We start from the raw sequence: 14,132 nt of genomic DNA, 5'->3' as shown, positions 1-14,132 counted from the left end.
ACAGAGCTCATCAGATGCGCCCTGGTTAGACTGCTCAACCAATAGAAGTGCAAACATCAACAAATTGATGCCGATGGACCTCAAACCACCGGCAAACTTAGCTGTACACTGCTGCAATACTCCTTATGCTGGCTTATTGCGATTGCGGGCATGGTGTAAGACCTATTGCGGGCATGACAGCAAATTGTCGCAATGCCCGGGCCGGAAACAACCGATATACAGTCAATGCCCGGGTATCACACGCTGATGCTGAATACCGGTTCAATCCCTGGGGCAACAGCGACATACCAGCCATTGCCGTGATTTTGTGTGCCCCAAAGCCGTTAGCTCTCAGTATGTCATCAACCGCCGACGCCACCAAACCATCGTCAGCAGCAGTAAACTGACACCACCCGCGGCGCCGCCACTGTATCCGGCCTTGTGCTCAACCCGTGCCACCTTTTCCTCTTTCACCCGGGTTTTGAATTGATCCAGCTCGTCATTAAGGTTCACTATCATGTCATCTACCGCCAGTGCAAATCCCTCGCTGGACTGACGACTCAGGTTCTCATCAAGCCGCACTGCCGATGAGGTGTCAGCCACTTTGCTCAGGCCCGGCGCGCGAAACATGAGTTTACGGCTGGCGACATCAAACACCGCGGTATCCACGAAGGTCTGCACCTGATTTTCATTGCCCGGGATCAGGTACATGCCAACTATGGTCCAGTACAGCAGCGCCGCATTGTTTTCCGTGGACTGGGAAAGCTGATCGTAAGAAACCAGTGCCATCACTTCGACATCATACAGACGGGCAACCTGTTCAAGATTGGTAAAGCCACCGCCGGGCTGCAAATACGTGGAAGGAATAATCTCGATGCGGCCAATAAAATCGCGTCCGACAAAGGCCTGCTTCACCTTGCTGAGCAACTCCTGTTGCTGATTTTTGGAGAGTGGATTCTGATATTGGTTAGCCGCCGGAACAAACGCCAGCCCCACGGTGACCGGCAACCGCAATAGCGGAATTTGCGGTTGATGCTCAATCCGGGCGTCATTATCCGGATAGAGAAAATTCACCAAACTGCTGGATACCGAATTCTTGCCGGTATTGTGGCTCATCAACTGGGAGCAGGAAGCCAGCAACAGCATCCCCAGAATGACCCCAAGCACTCTTATTGTCATCATCACATTCCTTGTATGCATTTGATATCTGGCACAATGCCAGAGCCAGGGATTACTGGCAATCAATGCCGTTGGTTTTCCCAGGTTCCTGCAATTTGACCCGCCAGATCCAATCAGGTTCCCGCAATCAAACTGCGGCTTATACTTCCGAGACTCTTGCCGCATACAAGCAGGCCTGTGCTAAAATCGGCGCCATTATTTGCATATCCAATTGTCTGACGGGTTAACACCTGGCTGTCATTACTGCGGTATTGGATAAAATTCAGAGGTAGAACAAGGCGATGGCCTTAATCATTGATGACAGTTGCATTAACTGCGACATGTGCGAACCGGAATGCCCCAATCAGGCAATCAGCATGGGTGAAGAGATTTACGAGATTGACCCGAATCTGTGTACCGAATGCGTGGGTCATTACGACAAACCCACCTGTGTGTCGGTCTGTCCGATCGACTGTATCGATCCGGATCCGGCTCATCCAGAATCCCATGATGAATTGCTGATTAAGTACGCCAAACTGACCGGCAAATTATAATCAGCGAGTTACCCCATTAGCCCTGCAATTTGCAGGGCTAATTCTATTAAATCTGCTTCACCTGATCAGCCCTCCTGAGGATTCAGAGTAGACTGAGTGCTCCAACCATCTCTCCCCTGCGCAAACCTTGATATTTCGCACCCTTATGGTGCTCGTTGGGGAGCCAAGGAGGCATTATGCATACAGGCATTAAATTGCTCACCCTGTCCGGTTTGTTGTTGTCGTCGGTAACCTGCCAGGCCCTGACGCTCTCAAGTGACTCAGTCACCAATGATCAAAGCTTCAGAAATCAGCAGATTTTCAATCAGTGGGGCTGTACCGGTGACAATATTTCACCTCAGCTGTCCTGGTCAGATGTTCCCGAAGGCACCAGGAGTTTTGCTCTCACCATGTATGACCCGGACGCCCCAACAGGCAGCGGCTGGTGGCACTGGTTGGTGATCAACCTGCCAGCCGACAGCCGTTCGCTGCCAGCCGGAGCTGGTGATTTAGGTAAGAGCGACCTGCCCAAAGGGGCAAGCATGGTCACCAATGACTTCGGCTTCAAAGGTTATGGCGGTGCGTGTCCACCCCCTGATGCCAAACCTCACCAGTACCACATCACCCTGTATGCACTGGATACCGACAAGATTGAATTGCCGGGCAACGCGACTGCGGCATTGGCGGGTTACAACATTCTGCAGCATGTATTGGCTAAATCGGTGCTGACCGCCCCCACCAACGCCAGATAACCCCATGGTCAGTTTTAGCCGGTGGCAAACACCGGCTGCGTTAAGGAGTTTTCGTGAAATTAATCTATCCCATTATGCTGCTGTCCGGCGCCCTGTCACTGGCGGCCTGCAGCTCCCGGCCTGCTGATGTGCAAACGGATTCAACGCCGCCACAGCAGCATCAAATCAGCTATCAGGACATGCATGACTATGGGTTAAATATGGGATGTAAAGCGGCCATGCAAAATGTCGGTACGCCTGAATCCGACTGGGCCAATGCCCCCAGACTCAGCGGTACCCACGAGCAATATCTGGCAGGCTGGAAAGCCGGCTTCGAGAAATGCCGCATAGGCCTTGGGCCGGTGCAGCTGCCGGTCAAGCAATAAGCTGCCGGGCACTGGTACGTCAAAAGGCGCCACAGGGCGCCTTTTTCATTGATTAACCGAGCCGCGTCAGGATACCCGAAATTCCCCGACCATATTTTCAAGCTCTCTGGCAGTTTGCGCCAGCACCTCTGTGTTGGCATGGATCTGCTGCGCACCGGTAACCGAGCTGGCCATCCCCTGATGCACACTCACCAGATTGCTGTTGATCTCCTCCGCCACCTGGGATTGCTGCTCGGCGGCGGTAGCTATCTGAGTATTCATGTCGTTGATATGCGCCACACTGTGGGTGATGGAACTGAGCGCCTCCCCAGCCTTCGCAGCAGTGGCCACACTGTCATCGGCCTGACGACGGCTCTGACTCATCATGGCGACACCCCGGCCGGCCCCCTGCTGCAACTTATCAATGGTGGCGCGGATCTCCTCGGTGGATGCCTGAGTACGGCTCGCCAGTGTACGCACTTCATCGGCCACCACCGCAAAGCCTCTGCCCTGCTCGCCAGCCCGCGCCGCTTCAATCGCCGCGTTGAGCGCCAGCAAATTGGTCTGCTCGGCAATTGACTGAATAACTTCCAGAATACTGAATACCTGCTGGCTGTGCTGCTCCAGCTCGACCACGGCATCAGACGCATGATTGACCTCCCCGGCCAGCTGGCGGATTTGCCCCACGGTTTGCTCAACCACCTGCTCGCCATGATTGGCACTGCGGTCGGCCTCAACGGCGGCTTCGGCAGCCGCAGCCGCATTGCGGGCGACATCGGTCACAGTGCTGCTCATTTCATTCATGGCCGTGGCCACCAGATCCAGCTCCCGCTTTTGCTGATCGATGGCATCCAGCGCCGATGCCGTTACGGTACGGGTTTCATTGGCCGCCACGGAGAGCTGTGCCGCCGCCGCGGCAACCCGGGTAATGCTGTACTGAAATTTCTCCAGCATACTGTTGAATGAACCGGACAGCGCGGCAATCTCATCTTTGCCCTGCACCGGAATACGTCGGCTGAGATCTGAGTTCTGCTCAATCACTTCGATGGTTTGCTGCAATTGGGTCAACGGGTGGATGATGGATTTGAGGATCAGCACCAAAATGCCACATACCAGTGCAAACAGCAGGCCGACCGTGAGATAGGACTGAAATTTGGTTTGCTGCATTGCGCTATTGGCCTTGACCTGAATCGTCTCCCGGACCACGGCCTCCAGATCGACCAGCTGCTTGAAACTGTCACGGGCAGCGTTGGCCACCGGCGTCGCGCCGACCCGATATTCCTCATAAGCACGGGTCAAATCGAAGGTGCGGCGGGGAGAGTCAGCCAGTGCCTGCATCCGGGCAACACCATCGTCCACAAATGCACGGGTATCCCGCTCAGCCACCTGTGCCAGACTCGCCAGTTGCTGGCGCTGCGCGGTATCGTCTATGTGTTCAATCGCCTGATACAGAGTGGCGAAATGCCCGTAAATCGCGGTGCGATAGCTCTCCAGCCGCGCCATATTTTTATCATAATCATCACCCAGCATAATGGCCCGGGTCAGACGGGAGACATAATTCATGTCCCTGCTGATCGACAGAATTGCCGCCTGGGTTGCCACTCCACCGTACTCGTATTCCTGATACGCCCCGGTCGCCCGCCCCAGATTCCAGGACAGAGACACCAGAATCGCCACACCGGTCATCAACACCAGCGCAATCACACCCCATAACCGACTGCGTATGGAAATGTCAGACATTCGCATTGTAAAGCTCCCTTTTGACCAACTCAGCACAATAGAGCAGCACGCCTTTTTTGGCCGTCCATCGCACGCTGAAAATACTTCGCCCCATATTGCTGAAGCGGCCACCTGCTCTGAAACTTGAGTAATTCATGACGATTTCTTGTTCAATTTCACATGTTTGGAGAAAAGCACCGGGCAATTCGGGGGCCGCTTTGGATTTTGTGATGATTCGCGGTAGAGTTTTGGGTCAGCTCCGGATAAGGAGCCGCGATGATTAGAACGATAAAAACAAAGGAAGGGTATGGCTAATAACAATAACCTCGCGGACAACGATCTGCGGGAAGTCAAACAACTGGGGATGTGGGCCTCCATCGCCAGTCTGGGATACATTTTCTGGCTGGTTGGCGGCATGGAGCTGGTGGAGCGTATCGCTTACTACGGCGTCAAAGCCAGTGCCGGCCTGTATGCCAAAGCGCCGGTTTCTCAAGGTGGTCTGGGGATCACTCTGTCAGATTACGGCATCATCATTTCCACCTGGGCAATTTTGCAAACCTTCATTCCGGTATTCACCGGTGGTATCTCAGACAGGGTTGGCTACAAAGAGACCATTTTCGCCTCGACCATAGTCAAGATCTCCGGCTACCTGTGTATGGCCTTCTTCCCCAGCTTCTGGGGCTTTTTAACAGGCGCCATGTTACTGGCTGCCGGTACCGGGATATTCAAACCCGGGATTCAGGGCACGCTGGTGCTGGCCACCCGCCGCGATAACTCCTCCATGGCCTGGGGTATCTTCTATCAGGTGGTGAATATTGGCGGCTTCCTCGGCCCGCTGGTCGCCGTACATATGCGTCAGTTGTCCTGGGACAATGTGTTTTACGCCTGCGCCGCCATCATCTCGCTTAACTTCCTGTTCCTGCTGGCCTATAAAGAACCGGGTAAAGCAGAACGTCTGGCCCGGGCCGCCAAAATCAAGTCCGGAGAAATCGAGCAGGAAGCCCTGTGGAAAGATGCCTGGCACGAGCTGAAAAAGCCGGTAGTCATCTACTATATGCTGGTATTTTCCGGCTTCTGGTTTTTGTTCAACTCTCTGTTCGACGTGCTGCCCATTCACATTTCCGAGTGGGTGAATACCAGCGTGATTGTCACCAGCCTGTTTGGCCCTGAAGGCACCAGCAACGGTATTCTGCAGTTCTGGCTGGGGTTGAATAACGAAGGCACCAAGGTAATGCCGGAAGGCATGCTCAACCTCAACGCCGGCATGATCATGACCAGCTGCTTTCTGGTCGCCGCCCTGACGGCCAAATACCGCATCACCACCGCCATGCTGGCGGGCTGTCTGCTGAGCATCCTGGCATTTGTGCTGATCGGCTATACCAATGCGGCCTGGATGATAGTGCTGGCGATTGTCATGTTCTCACTGGGTGAAATGATGATCTCGCCAAAGAAGAACGAGTTCATGGGCAACATTGCCCCTGAAGGTAAAAAAGCCATGTATCTGGGCTTTGTAATGCTGCCACAGGGCATAGGCTGGGGACTGGAAGGCTATTTTGGCCCCAAACTGTACGAGCACTTTGCCTCCAAGGAGCGCTTTTCCCGGGAGATGCTGGAGCAGCAAGGCATGAGCCCTGCCGAGGTAGCAACTATCCCCCAGGGTGAAGCCTTTACCACGCTGGTAAGTTATACCGGCCAGAGCGCCGAGCAGCTGACTCAAACCCTGTACAACATGCACGATATCGGCATGGCCTGGTACATCATTGCGGCTATTGGTTCGCTCTCTGCGGTGGGAATTTATATCTACGGAAGATGGCTGCTGACGCTGCAGCGCTCACAGCAAAGCTGATTTCAATCAGTTTCATCGACATGACACAGACCTGAGCCAGCTGGCTCAGGTACCTGTAATCATCAGGTAATCTTCAGCCAGTCGCGCCCTGGCATCCTGCAGCAATGCCACCATGCCGCCGTGATGACCATAATCCAGCTCCACCACCACATGCCTGAAACTCAACTGATGTACCCGTCCCTGTAACTGGTTATATTCCTTCAACACCTGCTGAAAGCGGCCCATGGCCGTTTTGCCACGTCTTTCATCGGCATTGAGCAGGATCACCACAAATTGATCCCCGCCAACTCTGGCTATCATGTCCGATTCCCGAAAACTCTGCCGAAGCAGCATGGCGGTGTCCAGCAGAACCAGATCGCCAAAGTCCTCCCCATAATCCTGATTGAATAAGCCGAACTGATTGATATCCAATAAAATCATCGAAAGACTGATGCCAGTTCGATAACACAGACGGGTACTGTGATCGCCAAGAAACAGCAATCCTCTGGCGTTGATAAGGCCGGTTAAATCATCGTGATGGGCGGTCTGCAGGGTTTCCAGTTCACACTCAAGCAGAGTCACCAGCATTTTCAGCAGCTGCATCTGTGCCGTATCAAACTGCCTTGGGACAGTATCAAACAAACACAGCGTGCCGATGTTGTTGCCATCCTGTGAGCGCACCGGACAGCCAACATAGCAGCGAAAGCCAGTGTCGCCGGTTACCAGCGGATTATCACAGAAACGGGGATCAGCCAGAGTGTCACCAACCTGCAGCACATCATCCCCCAATATAGTGTGACCACAAAAAGATTCACTGCGGGGCAGTTCACTGAGACGGGATCCCTGACGGGACTTGATCCACTGACGCTCATCATCGATCAGCGAAAACCACACCACTGGCATGGCAAACATCTGTTTTGCCAGTGCCGTGATGGTGTCAAAACGTTTCTCCGGCAGCGAATCCAGCAGTCCCAATGCTCTGACTGCCTGCAATCGCTGCGCTTCGTTAATGGGTAAATCAGGCTTTTGCATCAGCGTCCCTGTCGATGGTTCAGATTCAGCAAGGTACCAGTACCGGAAGGTTATGGTTTAAGCATAGCCCAAGGGCGAGGGCTGTTAATCTGTCAGCCACATTTGTCTGAAACGGCGACTGGCCTGACTGGGCTGCGCCGCAGCGCAAATCGCTGAAACCAAAGCGATCCCTGCGACACCGGTTTGCCGCACCCGAACAAAATTAGCCTCCCCAATACCGCCGATTGCCACCAGAGGTTTGCTTGAGCAATTGACGGCCAGACTCAGGCCATCCAGCCCCCATTCAAACCGGGTATCGGTTTTGGTCGCCGTGGCAAACACAGTACTGATCCCCAGATAATCCACGGGTAATGTCTGCGCTTCGTGCAGCTGCGCCATGGATTCGACCGTCAGCCCGAGGATTTTGTCCTGTCCAAGCAGCCGGCGCGCTAGCTGGGCAGGCATATCCGACTGCCCCAGATGCAGCCCGTCGGCATCCACCGCCAGCGCCACATCGAGCCGATCGTTGATGATTAGCGGTACGCCGCTGCCGCAAAGCAGGGTTTTGAGTTTCTGCGCGCGGCGGATAAAGGCGCGGATATCCCCCTGTTTTTCCCGCAGCTGCACCATGGTGACGCCGCCTGCTACCGCCTGGCGAACGACCCGGCACAGTGCATCATCATCCAGGCTGGAATCAGTCACCAGATAGAGTCGATAATCACAATTCATCACAGCTCCACCAACTTGACCTGTGCCGCCAGCTGCTCAGGCGTCAGTTGATACAGGGCATCAAGAAAGCGCCACTGGAAACTGCCGGGACCGGCGCTGTCTTTGCTTGCCTGTAGGCCAGCGACGCCCATCACTGCCGCGGCCGACAGCGCGCAGGGCAATCCCTGTTCATCCCCCAGCGCCGCAAAGGCGCCGGTCAGGGCGGTGAAGGTACAGCCCATGCCGGTCACTCTGACCATCAGCGGGTGGCCATCGGTGAGAGTAAAAATCCGCTGACCGACCACATAATCGGTGGCGCCGGACACCACCACCTGCGCCTGATATTGACGGTGCAAAGACAATGCCGCACCCAGTGCCGCATCGCTGGATGCCAGGCTGTCCACCCCTTTGGTTGAGCGCAGCTCGCCAGCCAGCGCCATCACCTCCGAGGCATTGCCGCGGATAATAAAGCGTCCGGCCAAAGGCGCGGCAATATCACACAGCTGCCGGGCAGTATCTGTGCGCAAGCTCGATGCGCCACATCCCACAGGATCGAGCACCAGCGGCTTATCCAGCGCCACCGCCAGCGCAGCCGCGTGCTTCATGCGGGCAATCCACTGGCGGTCCAGAGTGCCAATATTAATCACCAGCGCACCCGCCAGATTGAGCATATCCTCCATCTCCTCATGGCTGTGGGCCATCACAGGAGACGCGCCAAGCGCCAGCAGCGCGTTGGCGGTATTGTTCATCACCACATAATTGGTGATATTGACCACCAGCGGACTGCTCGCTCTCAACTGGGTCAGGCGCTGGGCAATAAAATGACGGGGATCTGTCATGAAAACTCCTTTTCCTTCGCCGGCAATCGTGTCAAACCTGATTCCAATCAACTACTAACGCAAGGTTTACAGGCTTGATTAAGTCTAGCCGACTGTCATGTGTGTTGAAGTGTGTCACTCATGTAATGCAAAAAAATGATCGACCGGCCCATGGCCCTGACCTATCTGCCAGCGATCAGCGCTTTGCAGGGCCCGGGTCAGATAGGCTTTGGCGTGCCCGCAAGCCTGCCCTATGGGCATCCCCTGGGCCAGACAAGAGGCGATGGCCGCCGACAGGGTGCAGCCTGTGCCATGGGTATTGCGGGTGGCCAGTCTGGGCGCGGACAAACTGAGGGTGGTATCCGTCTGGATCAGCAGATCCCGGCTCTCTGGTTCATGCTGCAAATGGCCGCCCTTGAGCAGCAAGGCCTGGGCTCGGCCAAAGGCATTCTGGTTTGAGATAAGCCCGCGACAGGCATCGACCAAAGGCTGCATTTGCGCCTCACAGGCCGGCATGGGCAAGTTAAGCAGGCAACAGGCTTCGGCAAGATTGGGGGTGATCACATCCGCCAGCGGCAACAATTCTGTGCGCAGGCAGTCAATGGCATCGGTCGCCAACAGCACATCACCACTGGTGGCCACCATCACTGGGTCGAGTACGACCCATTGAGGGCGGTATTGCCGCAGTTTCTTGGCCACCACAGTAATAATCTCGCGCTCGGCCAGCATGCCGATTTTTACCGCCCGCACCGGCAAATCGGCAAACACCACATCCAGTTGGCGGGCGATAAAATCCGCCGGAACGGGATGAATGCCAAATACCCCCAGGGTATTTTGCGCGGTGAGTGCGGTAATCACGCTGCAGGCGTAGCCGCCTGTGGCTGAAATGGCCTTGATATCGGCCTGGATCCCTGCCCCACCGCCGCTGTCGCTGCCGGCAATGGTCAGAGTAATGGGAGTGTTCATGTATTCGCACCTTATATAAGGCGCAGAGAAGGAAGCGGGGAATCTTTCCCGGGGCTTAGTTCCCTACGCCAGTATCGGGAAGCATGGGCTTGCCCTTAGCTGGATCAGGTTCAACGGGTCCCGCTGCTGCGGTCTCAGCCCAGAGGAGAGTGTGAACCACACCATCCCCAAGGCACCCCGACTAAGAAAGACTGGCAATTGACTGAATTTAAAAAACTTGCCAGGCCAGCGACAGATGATAACGACTAATGCTGTGTCAGAAAAGCATGGATTCAGCAAAGCACTGATTCAAGACGAAGCCTGAACGACCTCATCTGCTTCAAGGGCACGCCATTGCCCCGGGCTCAGGCTCTCATCCAGCGCAAGCGTGCCCACCCGGCTGCGGTGTAGCGCCACCACGGGATTGCGAAAGCGACCAAACATGCGTTTGATCTGATGATATTTACCTTCAGTCAACAGCACTCTGGCATTGTGACTGCTGACAATCTCCAGCTGCGCCGGCGCTGTGGTGATATCTTCAAAGCCAAAGTACATGCCTGCGGCAAACGCCGGGGCATACTCTGGCGTCAGCGGATTGGCCAGGGTCACCAGATATTCCTTCTCGACATGGGCGCCGGGTTGCATCAAGGCTGCGGACCAGCGACTGTCATTGGTCAGCAGCACCAGTCCAGAGGTATTGAGATCCAGCCTTCCGACGATATGCAGCCCGGCTCGCAACGATGGTGGCAACAACTCCAGCACAGTGGCATGCTGCTCATCCTGAGTTGCGCTGACCACCCCCACCGGTTTGTGCACCATATAATAGCGGGGCGTTTGCTGCTGCAGCGGCTGCTCATCCAGCGCAATAAGGCTGAACTCATCCACCTGCAGATCCATATCTGTGGCGCAGGCGCCATCCACTGCCACCCGCCGCGCCAGCAGCAACTGGCGCACCTGTTTGCGGGGTATTTGCAGCGTTTTGGCCAGAAACCTGTCCAGCCTGGCCCTTTTACTTTCCAATCCGGTCATCCTGTTTGCCCTAATGAGCCGCTATTATCCTTGCTCGTCACCCCACATGCCACCGCCATGACCGGTATTAATGCCCAATTCACGCTGCAGCGGATATACTGAGCCAAACTTTTTTACCTCTGCTCACTATGTCATCTCCCTTTCACTATCAAACTGAATTCGTGCTGGACAGAAGTCACTATGAAGAGTGCTTCGATGAAACCGCCAAACCCTTACCCGGGCTGCGCCCCTACGCCAAAGCGGCAGGCTTTGTGCTGGTCGGCTTTGCGCTGCTGGCGCTGCCAATGGAGGATGTCATTGGCTACCTGTTTATGGGCCTGGGGGTGATTGAAGGCCTGAGTGTGAAATTCCGCCGCCCCTGGTGGCTGTGGCGTCAGCTGATGAGCAAAGCCGCCAATCATTCGGTGAATTTTGTACTGGATGAGGAAGGCATCAAAATCACCTCAGATTACGTCAATCAGCAGATCAACTGGTCGCAAATCGACAGTATCAAGCTGACCGCCAAGGGGTATCTGCTGAATATCGGTAAAGGCCGCAGCTATATTTCCCGCCGTATCCTCAGCGATGAAGCCAATGCCTTTGTCCGCGGTAAGATGCAAAGCGCATAAAAGAAAAAGGCCGCTGCAGATGCAGCGGCCTTTTCCCAACCCGGATGCAGAACAACCGGGTATTTTCCACTTTGCCCGGATGAAGCGCTAACTGGTCCGGGACTTTTTCGACTTTTGTCAGCTGCTGCGGAGAGACAGCAAACTGGATGCCTGATGACGGGCGCAAAGCGCCGTCAGGGATTAAGCTGCAGCAGGCTCGGCAGCAATTTCTTTGGCCTGAACCGGCTTGGTCACCAGTGCCAGCACCACGGCGACCACCAGCATACCGGCGCAGATGCTGTATGCCATGACATAGTTACCTGTCATGTCCACAGCCGTTGCCGCTACCACAGGGCCGATAAAACCACTCACGCCCCAGGCGGTGTACAGTACGCCATAGTTACCACCATAGTTCTTCAGACCATAGTAGTCAGCAGTAATGGACGGGAATACCGCCAGCAGGGTGCCGTAACCCACACCGGCCATCGCCGCACCGACCATCAGCATGATTTCATTATCATAAGAGGCGAACATCGCCATGTTGATGCCCTGCATGATGAAGGCCAGCAACAGGGTTCTGACACCACCGATTTTGTCAGACAGGATACCGGCAGCCACACGGCCACCCGAGTTAAAGATTGCCAGCACCACCACCAGGAAGGCCGCCTGAGTCAGGTTCGCCTGCTTTACCGCGATAGAAGTGATGTTACCAATTACCATCAGACCGGCAGAAGACGCCAGTGCATACATCAGCCACAGCGAGTAAAACTGCGGGGTTTTCACCATTTCACGCCAGCCCATGCTGACTTGGCCGCTGCCGCTCTTGGCTTTGTAACCGGCAGGGGTTTCAGGCACATAATCAGCAGGCGGGTTATTGATGGTGCAGGCCAGTGGCAGTGCAATGGCCAATACGCCCAGACCCAGGATCAGGAAGCTGGTGTTGATACCGAAGCTGGCGATCAGGGTGGAAGTCAGGGGTGCCAGGTACACAGCTGCCAGACCAAAACCGGCCGCAATCAGGCCATTGACCAGACCTTTCTTGGAGGGGTGGAACCATTTCATCGCCGCAGGCGACAAACAGGCATAACCGATACCGATACCAGAGCCGGTGATCACCCCAAAGCTCAGCAGCAATGTCATGGGAGTAGTGGCGAAGCTGGAGACGATCATCCCCACGGCCACCATGATGGTGCCCAGGATCAGCACCTTACGTGGACCCATACGGTCCTGCAGGTTACCGGCAACCAGCAAAGACAGCGCAAAACAGATAGTGGCTACTGTGTATGGCATGGAAGCATCGGCATTGGACCAACCCTGCTCGACCAGTGACTGTTTAAACACAGACCAGGCATACAGGATACCGATACACATATTGATAAAGAAGCCAGCCGCCAGCACACCTGTGGCTTTGTTCAATTTGCTCATGATTCGACTCAATCAGGTTAATTTAACCGACAGTCGGACACTCCACCCCGGACGACCAACTGCACAGACAAAGGGATTGGCATAAGTTCTCAGTCCATGGAGTGGTGCCAAAGGGCGCGGAGTCTAGCAAGGAAATTGCACAGCGGCAAAAGGTTATTTTCAGCCTGCGCAGATGATCACAGGAATGCAAACTTCGTATCACAAAGAGTGATCTGACGGCGTCCTTCAAAAAACCTGTCCGTGATCAGCATCACCAATTCAGACAACCGTTCAGGCCTGGCGCCCATTCCGGGCATTTACATATACACACCACAGGTATCACTTTGTATCATTTGCATCAGTAACGCTGTGCATGTGTATCCTTTCTGATAGTCTCTGAGCCATCTCTTGAGCTTTCATTAACCTTTGCTGATTTGCCATGATCCGAACAACAACCTTGTCCCTGTTGCTGCTGTGCCTGTTATCCATGGGCCTGAGTGCCACGGCCAGTGCTGAGCAGGACATACCCCGGTGGGATATCGCGACACCAGCTCCCCAATGGCAGCTGGCGCTTGCCGTCGGATGGGGCGAAAAGTCCAATCCGCTGCGGGACTATGACGATATTCCTGTGTATGTGTTGCCCAGTATCGCCTGGTATGGTGAGCGATTCTTCTTTGACAACGGCACCTTCGGTTACACCCTCAGTGACAGCCTGGATTACAGCATCAACCTCATCAGCGCATTCAATGATGACGCGGGTTGGTTTAACCGCTGGGACCCCAGCAATCTGTTTATCGGTGGTCTAAGTGGTGGCAGCCCGGCACCGAGAGTTTCTTTGTCACCATACAGTCGCGATCCCGAGCCTCAGTATCATCTTAACCGCCGCCATCTGACGTATATGGCAGGCGGAGAAATCGTCTGGTACACCTCATTGGGAAACTGGCGGGCTCAGCTCACTCAGGATATGTTTGCCGTGCATCAGGGCCAGCAGGCTACATTTGCCTGGTTTAACCACTGGCAGCTGAAGGGTTTTAATCTGAATTTGGCCCTGACTCTGGATTGGAAAAGCCGAAAACTGGTGGATTACTACTATGGTATCCGGCCAGATGAAGCATCATGGGGCAGTCCGCTCTATTCCGGGCGCAGCAGCGTCAACCCGGGCATAGAGCTGGATTTGAGCTATCCCCTTACCAATAAGCTGGAGTTATTGCTTCTGGGTCGTTACACTCGCTTCGGCGCAGGGATTGCCGATAGTCCGCTTCTCATGGAAGATCATAGCGTTGGTGTATTTATTGGTACTGCCTACAGGTTTTGAAATTC

14 protein-coding genes and 1 riboswitch are annotated in these 14,132 nt (G+C 54.9%); of the genes, 6 read left to right on the top strand and 8 right to left on the bottom strand.

Translation table 11 applies throughout. The features are described from left to right. Window positions 1–330: 330 nt before the first annotated feature. The gene (rhlP, locus tag ACRRUX_RS06960; protein ID WP_432528769.1) at window positions 331–1,158 is read right to left on the bottom strand and encodes a rhombotarget lipoprotein; all 828 of its coding nucleotides are present in this window, start codon (window positions 1,156–1,158) and stop codon (window positions 331–333) included. A gap of 281 nt (window positions 1,159–1,439) precedes the next feature. Between rhlP and ACRRUX_RS06955 the strand changes: the two genes are divergently transcribed. The 3 genes from ACRRUX_RS06955 to ACRRUX_RS06945 all read left to right on the top strand — a co-directional run bounded on the left by ACRRUX_RS06955 (window position 1,440) and on the right by ACRRUX_RS06945 (window position 2,787). Next, window positions 1,440–1,691 (top strand): YfhL family 4Fe-4S dicluster ferredoxin, encoded by a 252-nt coding sequence (locus ACRRUX_RS06955; protein ID WP_432528579.1) that lies wholly within the window; start codon window positions 1,440–1,442, stop codon window positions 1,689–1,691. Between the two features lie 176 nt (window positions 1,692–1,867). Continuing rightward, a complete protein-coding gene (locus ACRRUX_RS06950; protein WP_432528577.1) occupies window positions 1,868–2,422 on the top strand; it encodes a YbhB/YbcL family Raf kinase inhibitor-like protein in 555 nt (184 codons plus the stop codon). Between the two features lie 53 nt (window positions 2,423–2,475). Continuing rightward, on the top strand, window positions 2,476–2,787 hold the full coding sequence (locus ACRRUX_RS06945; RefSeq protein WP_432528575.1) for a hypothetical protein: 312 nt from the start codon (window positions 2,476–2,478) through the stop codon (window positions 2,785–2,787). Between the two features lie 66 nt (window positions 2,788–2,853). On the opposite strand, the gene ACRRUX_RS06940 is transcribed toward ACRRUX_RS06945, so the two are convergent. Then, complete coding sequence (locus ACRRUX_RS06940) at window positions 2,854–4,506, bottom strand: methyl-accepting chemotaxis protein (RefSeq protein ID WP_432528573.1); 1,653 nt, start codon at window positions 4,504–4,506, stop codon at window positions 2,854–2,856. 286 nt (window positions 4,507–4,792) lie between these two features. On the opposite strand from ACRRUX_RS06940, the gene ACRRUX_RS06935 reads away from it, so the two are divergent. Further along, window positions 4,793–6,331, top strand: a complete 1,539-nt coding sequence (locus ACRRUX_RS06935; RefSeq protein ID WP_432528571.1) for an MFS transporter — start codon at window positions 4,793–4,795, stop codon at window positions 6,329–6,331. 45 nt (window positions 6,332–6,376) lie between these two features. Here the strand turns inward: ACRRUX_RS06935 and ACRRUX_RS06930 are convergent, their stop codons facing one another. From ACRRUX_RS06930 to ACRRUX_RS06910, 5 genes are all read right to left on the bottom strand, one after another. Beyond that, a complete protein-coding gene (locus ACRRUX_RS06930; RefSeq protein WP_432528569.1) occupies window positions 6,377–7,342 on the bottom strand; it encodes a sensor domain-containing diguanylate cyclase in 966 nt (321 codons plus the stop codon). A gap of 84 nt (window positions 7,343–7,426) precedes the next feature. Then, the gene (gene thiE, locus ACRRUX_RS06925; protein ID WP_432528567.1) at window positions 7,427–8,050 is read right to left on the bottom strand and encodes a thiamine phosphate synthase; all 624 of its coding nucleotides are present in this window, start codon (window positions 8,048–8,050) and stop codon (window positions 7,427–7,429) included. After that, the gene (gene thiM, locus ACRRUX_RS06920) at window positions 8,050–8,868 is read right to left on the bottom strand and encodes a hydroxyethylthiazole kinase (RefSeq protein ID WP_432528565.1); all 819 of its coding nucleotides are present in this window, start codon (window positions 8,866–8,868) and stop codon (window positions 8,050–8,052) included. Before thiM ends, thiE begins: the two co-directional genes overlap by 1 nt. A gap of 114 nt (window positions 8,869–8,982) precedes the next feature. Then, a complete protein-coding gene (gene thiD / locus ACRRUX_RS06915) occupies window positions 8,983–9,813 on the bottom strand; it encodes a bifunctional hydroxymethylpyrimidine kinase/phosphomethylpyrimidine kinase (protein ID WP_432528563.1) in 831 nt (276 codons plus the stop codon). Between the two features lie 43 nt (window positions 9,814–9,856). Beyond that, window positions 9,857–10,003: riboswitch (TPP riboswitch) on the bottom strand. 98 nt (window positions 10,004–10,101) lie between these two features. Continuing rightward, window positions 10,102–10,812 (bottom strand): pseudouridine synthase, encoded by a 711-nt coding sequence (locus ACRRUX_RS06910; RefSeq protein WP_432528561.1) that lies wholly within the window; start codon window positions 10,810–10,812, stop codon window positions 10,102–10,104. A 137-nt stretch (window positions 10,813–10,949) separates the two neighbouring features. Here ACRRUX_RS06910 and ACRRUX_RS06905 point away from each other — a divergent pair, with 137 nt between their 5' ends. Next, window positions 10,950–11,429, top strand: coding sequence for a YcxB family protein (locus ACRRUX_RS06905; RefSeq protein ID WP_432528559.1), 480 nt, complete (start codon window positions 10,950–10,952; stop codon window positions 11,427–11,429). A gap of 180 nt (window positions 11,430–11,609) precedes the next feature. On the opposite strand, the gene ACRRUX_RS06900 is transcribed toward ACRRUX_RS06905, so the two are convergent. Continuing rightward, complete coding sequence (locus ACRRUX_RS06900; protein ID WP_432528557.1) at window positions 11,610–12,833, bottom strand: L-lactate MFS transporter; 1,224 nt, start codon at window positions 12,831–12,833, stop codon at window positions 11,610–11,612. Between the two features lie 418 nt (window positions 12,834–13,251). Between ACRRUX_RS06900 and ACRRUX_RS06895 the strand changes: the two genes are divergently transcribed. Continuing rightward, a complete protein-coding gene (locus tag ACRRUX_RS06895; protein WP_432528555.1) occupies window positions 13,252–14,127 on the top strand; it encodes a MipA/OmpV family protein in 876 nt (291 codons plus the stop codon). Window positions 14,128–14,132: the final 5 nt, after the last annotated feature.

It is taken from the genome of Shewanella sp. GXUN23E (genome assembly GCF_050865035.1).
In the GTDB taxonomy this organism is placed as follows: domain Bacteria; phylum Pseudomonadota; class Gammaproteobacteria; order Enterobacterales; family Shewanellaceae; genus Shewanella.
Note: the sequence above shows the minus strand (reverse complement) of the source record. Positions and strands in the feature narration are given on the sequence as shown.

Excerpts from the sequence above, each read along its gene's own strand:
- rhlP (WP_432528769.1), bottom strand. The coding sequence starts at position 1,158 with ATGACAATAAGAGTGCTTGGGGTCATTCTGGGGATGCTGTTGCTGGCT.
- ACRRUX_RS06955 (WP_432528579.1), top strand. The coding sequence starts at position 1,440 with ATGGCCTTAATCATTGATGACAGTTGCATTAACTGCGACATGTGCGAA.
- ACRRUX_RS06950 (WP_432528577.1), top strand. The coding sequence starts at position 1,868 with ATGCATACAGGCATTAAATTGCTCACCCTGTCCGGTTTGTTGTTGTCG.
- ACRRUX_RS06940 (WP_432528573.1), bottom strand. The coding sequence starts at position 4,506 with ATGTCTGACATTTCCATACGCAGTCGGTTATGGGGTGTGATTGCGCTG.
- ACRRUX_RS06935 (WP_432528571.1), top strand. The coding sequence starts at position 4,793 with ATGGCTAATAACAATAACCTCGCGGACAACGATCTGCGGGAAGTCAAA.
- ACRRUX_RS06930 (WP_432528569.1), bottom strand. The coding sequence starts at position 7,342 with ATGCAAAAGCCTGATTTACCCATTAACGAAGCGCAGCGATTGCAGGCA.
- thiE (WP_432528567.1), bottom strand. The coding sequence starts at position 8,050 with ATGAATTGTGATTATCGACTCTATCTGGTGACTGATTCCAGCCTGGAT.
- thiM (WP_432528565.1), bottom strand. The coding sequence starts at position 8,868 with ATGACAGATCCCCGTCATTTTATTGCCCAGCGCCTGACCCAGTTGAGA.
- thiD (WP_432528563.1), bottom strand. The coding sequence starts at position 9,813 with ATGAACACTCCCATTACTCTGACCATTGCCGGCAGCGACAGCGGCGGT.
- ACRRUX_RS06905 (WP_432528559.1), top strand. The coding sequence starts at position 10,950 with ATGTCATCTCCCTTTCACTATCAAACTGAATTCGTGCTGGACAGAAGT.
- ACRRUX_RS06900 (WP_432528557.1), bottom strand. The coding sequence starts at position 12,833 with ATGAGCAAATTGAACAAAGCCACAGGTGTGCTGGCGGCTGGCTTCTTT.
- ACRRUX_RS06895 (WP_432528555.1), top strand. The coding sequence starts at position 13,252 with ATGATCCGAACAACAACCTTGTCCCTGTTGCTGCTGTGCCTGTTATCC.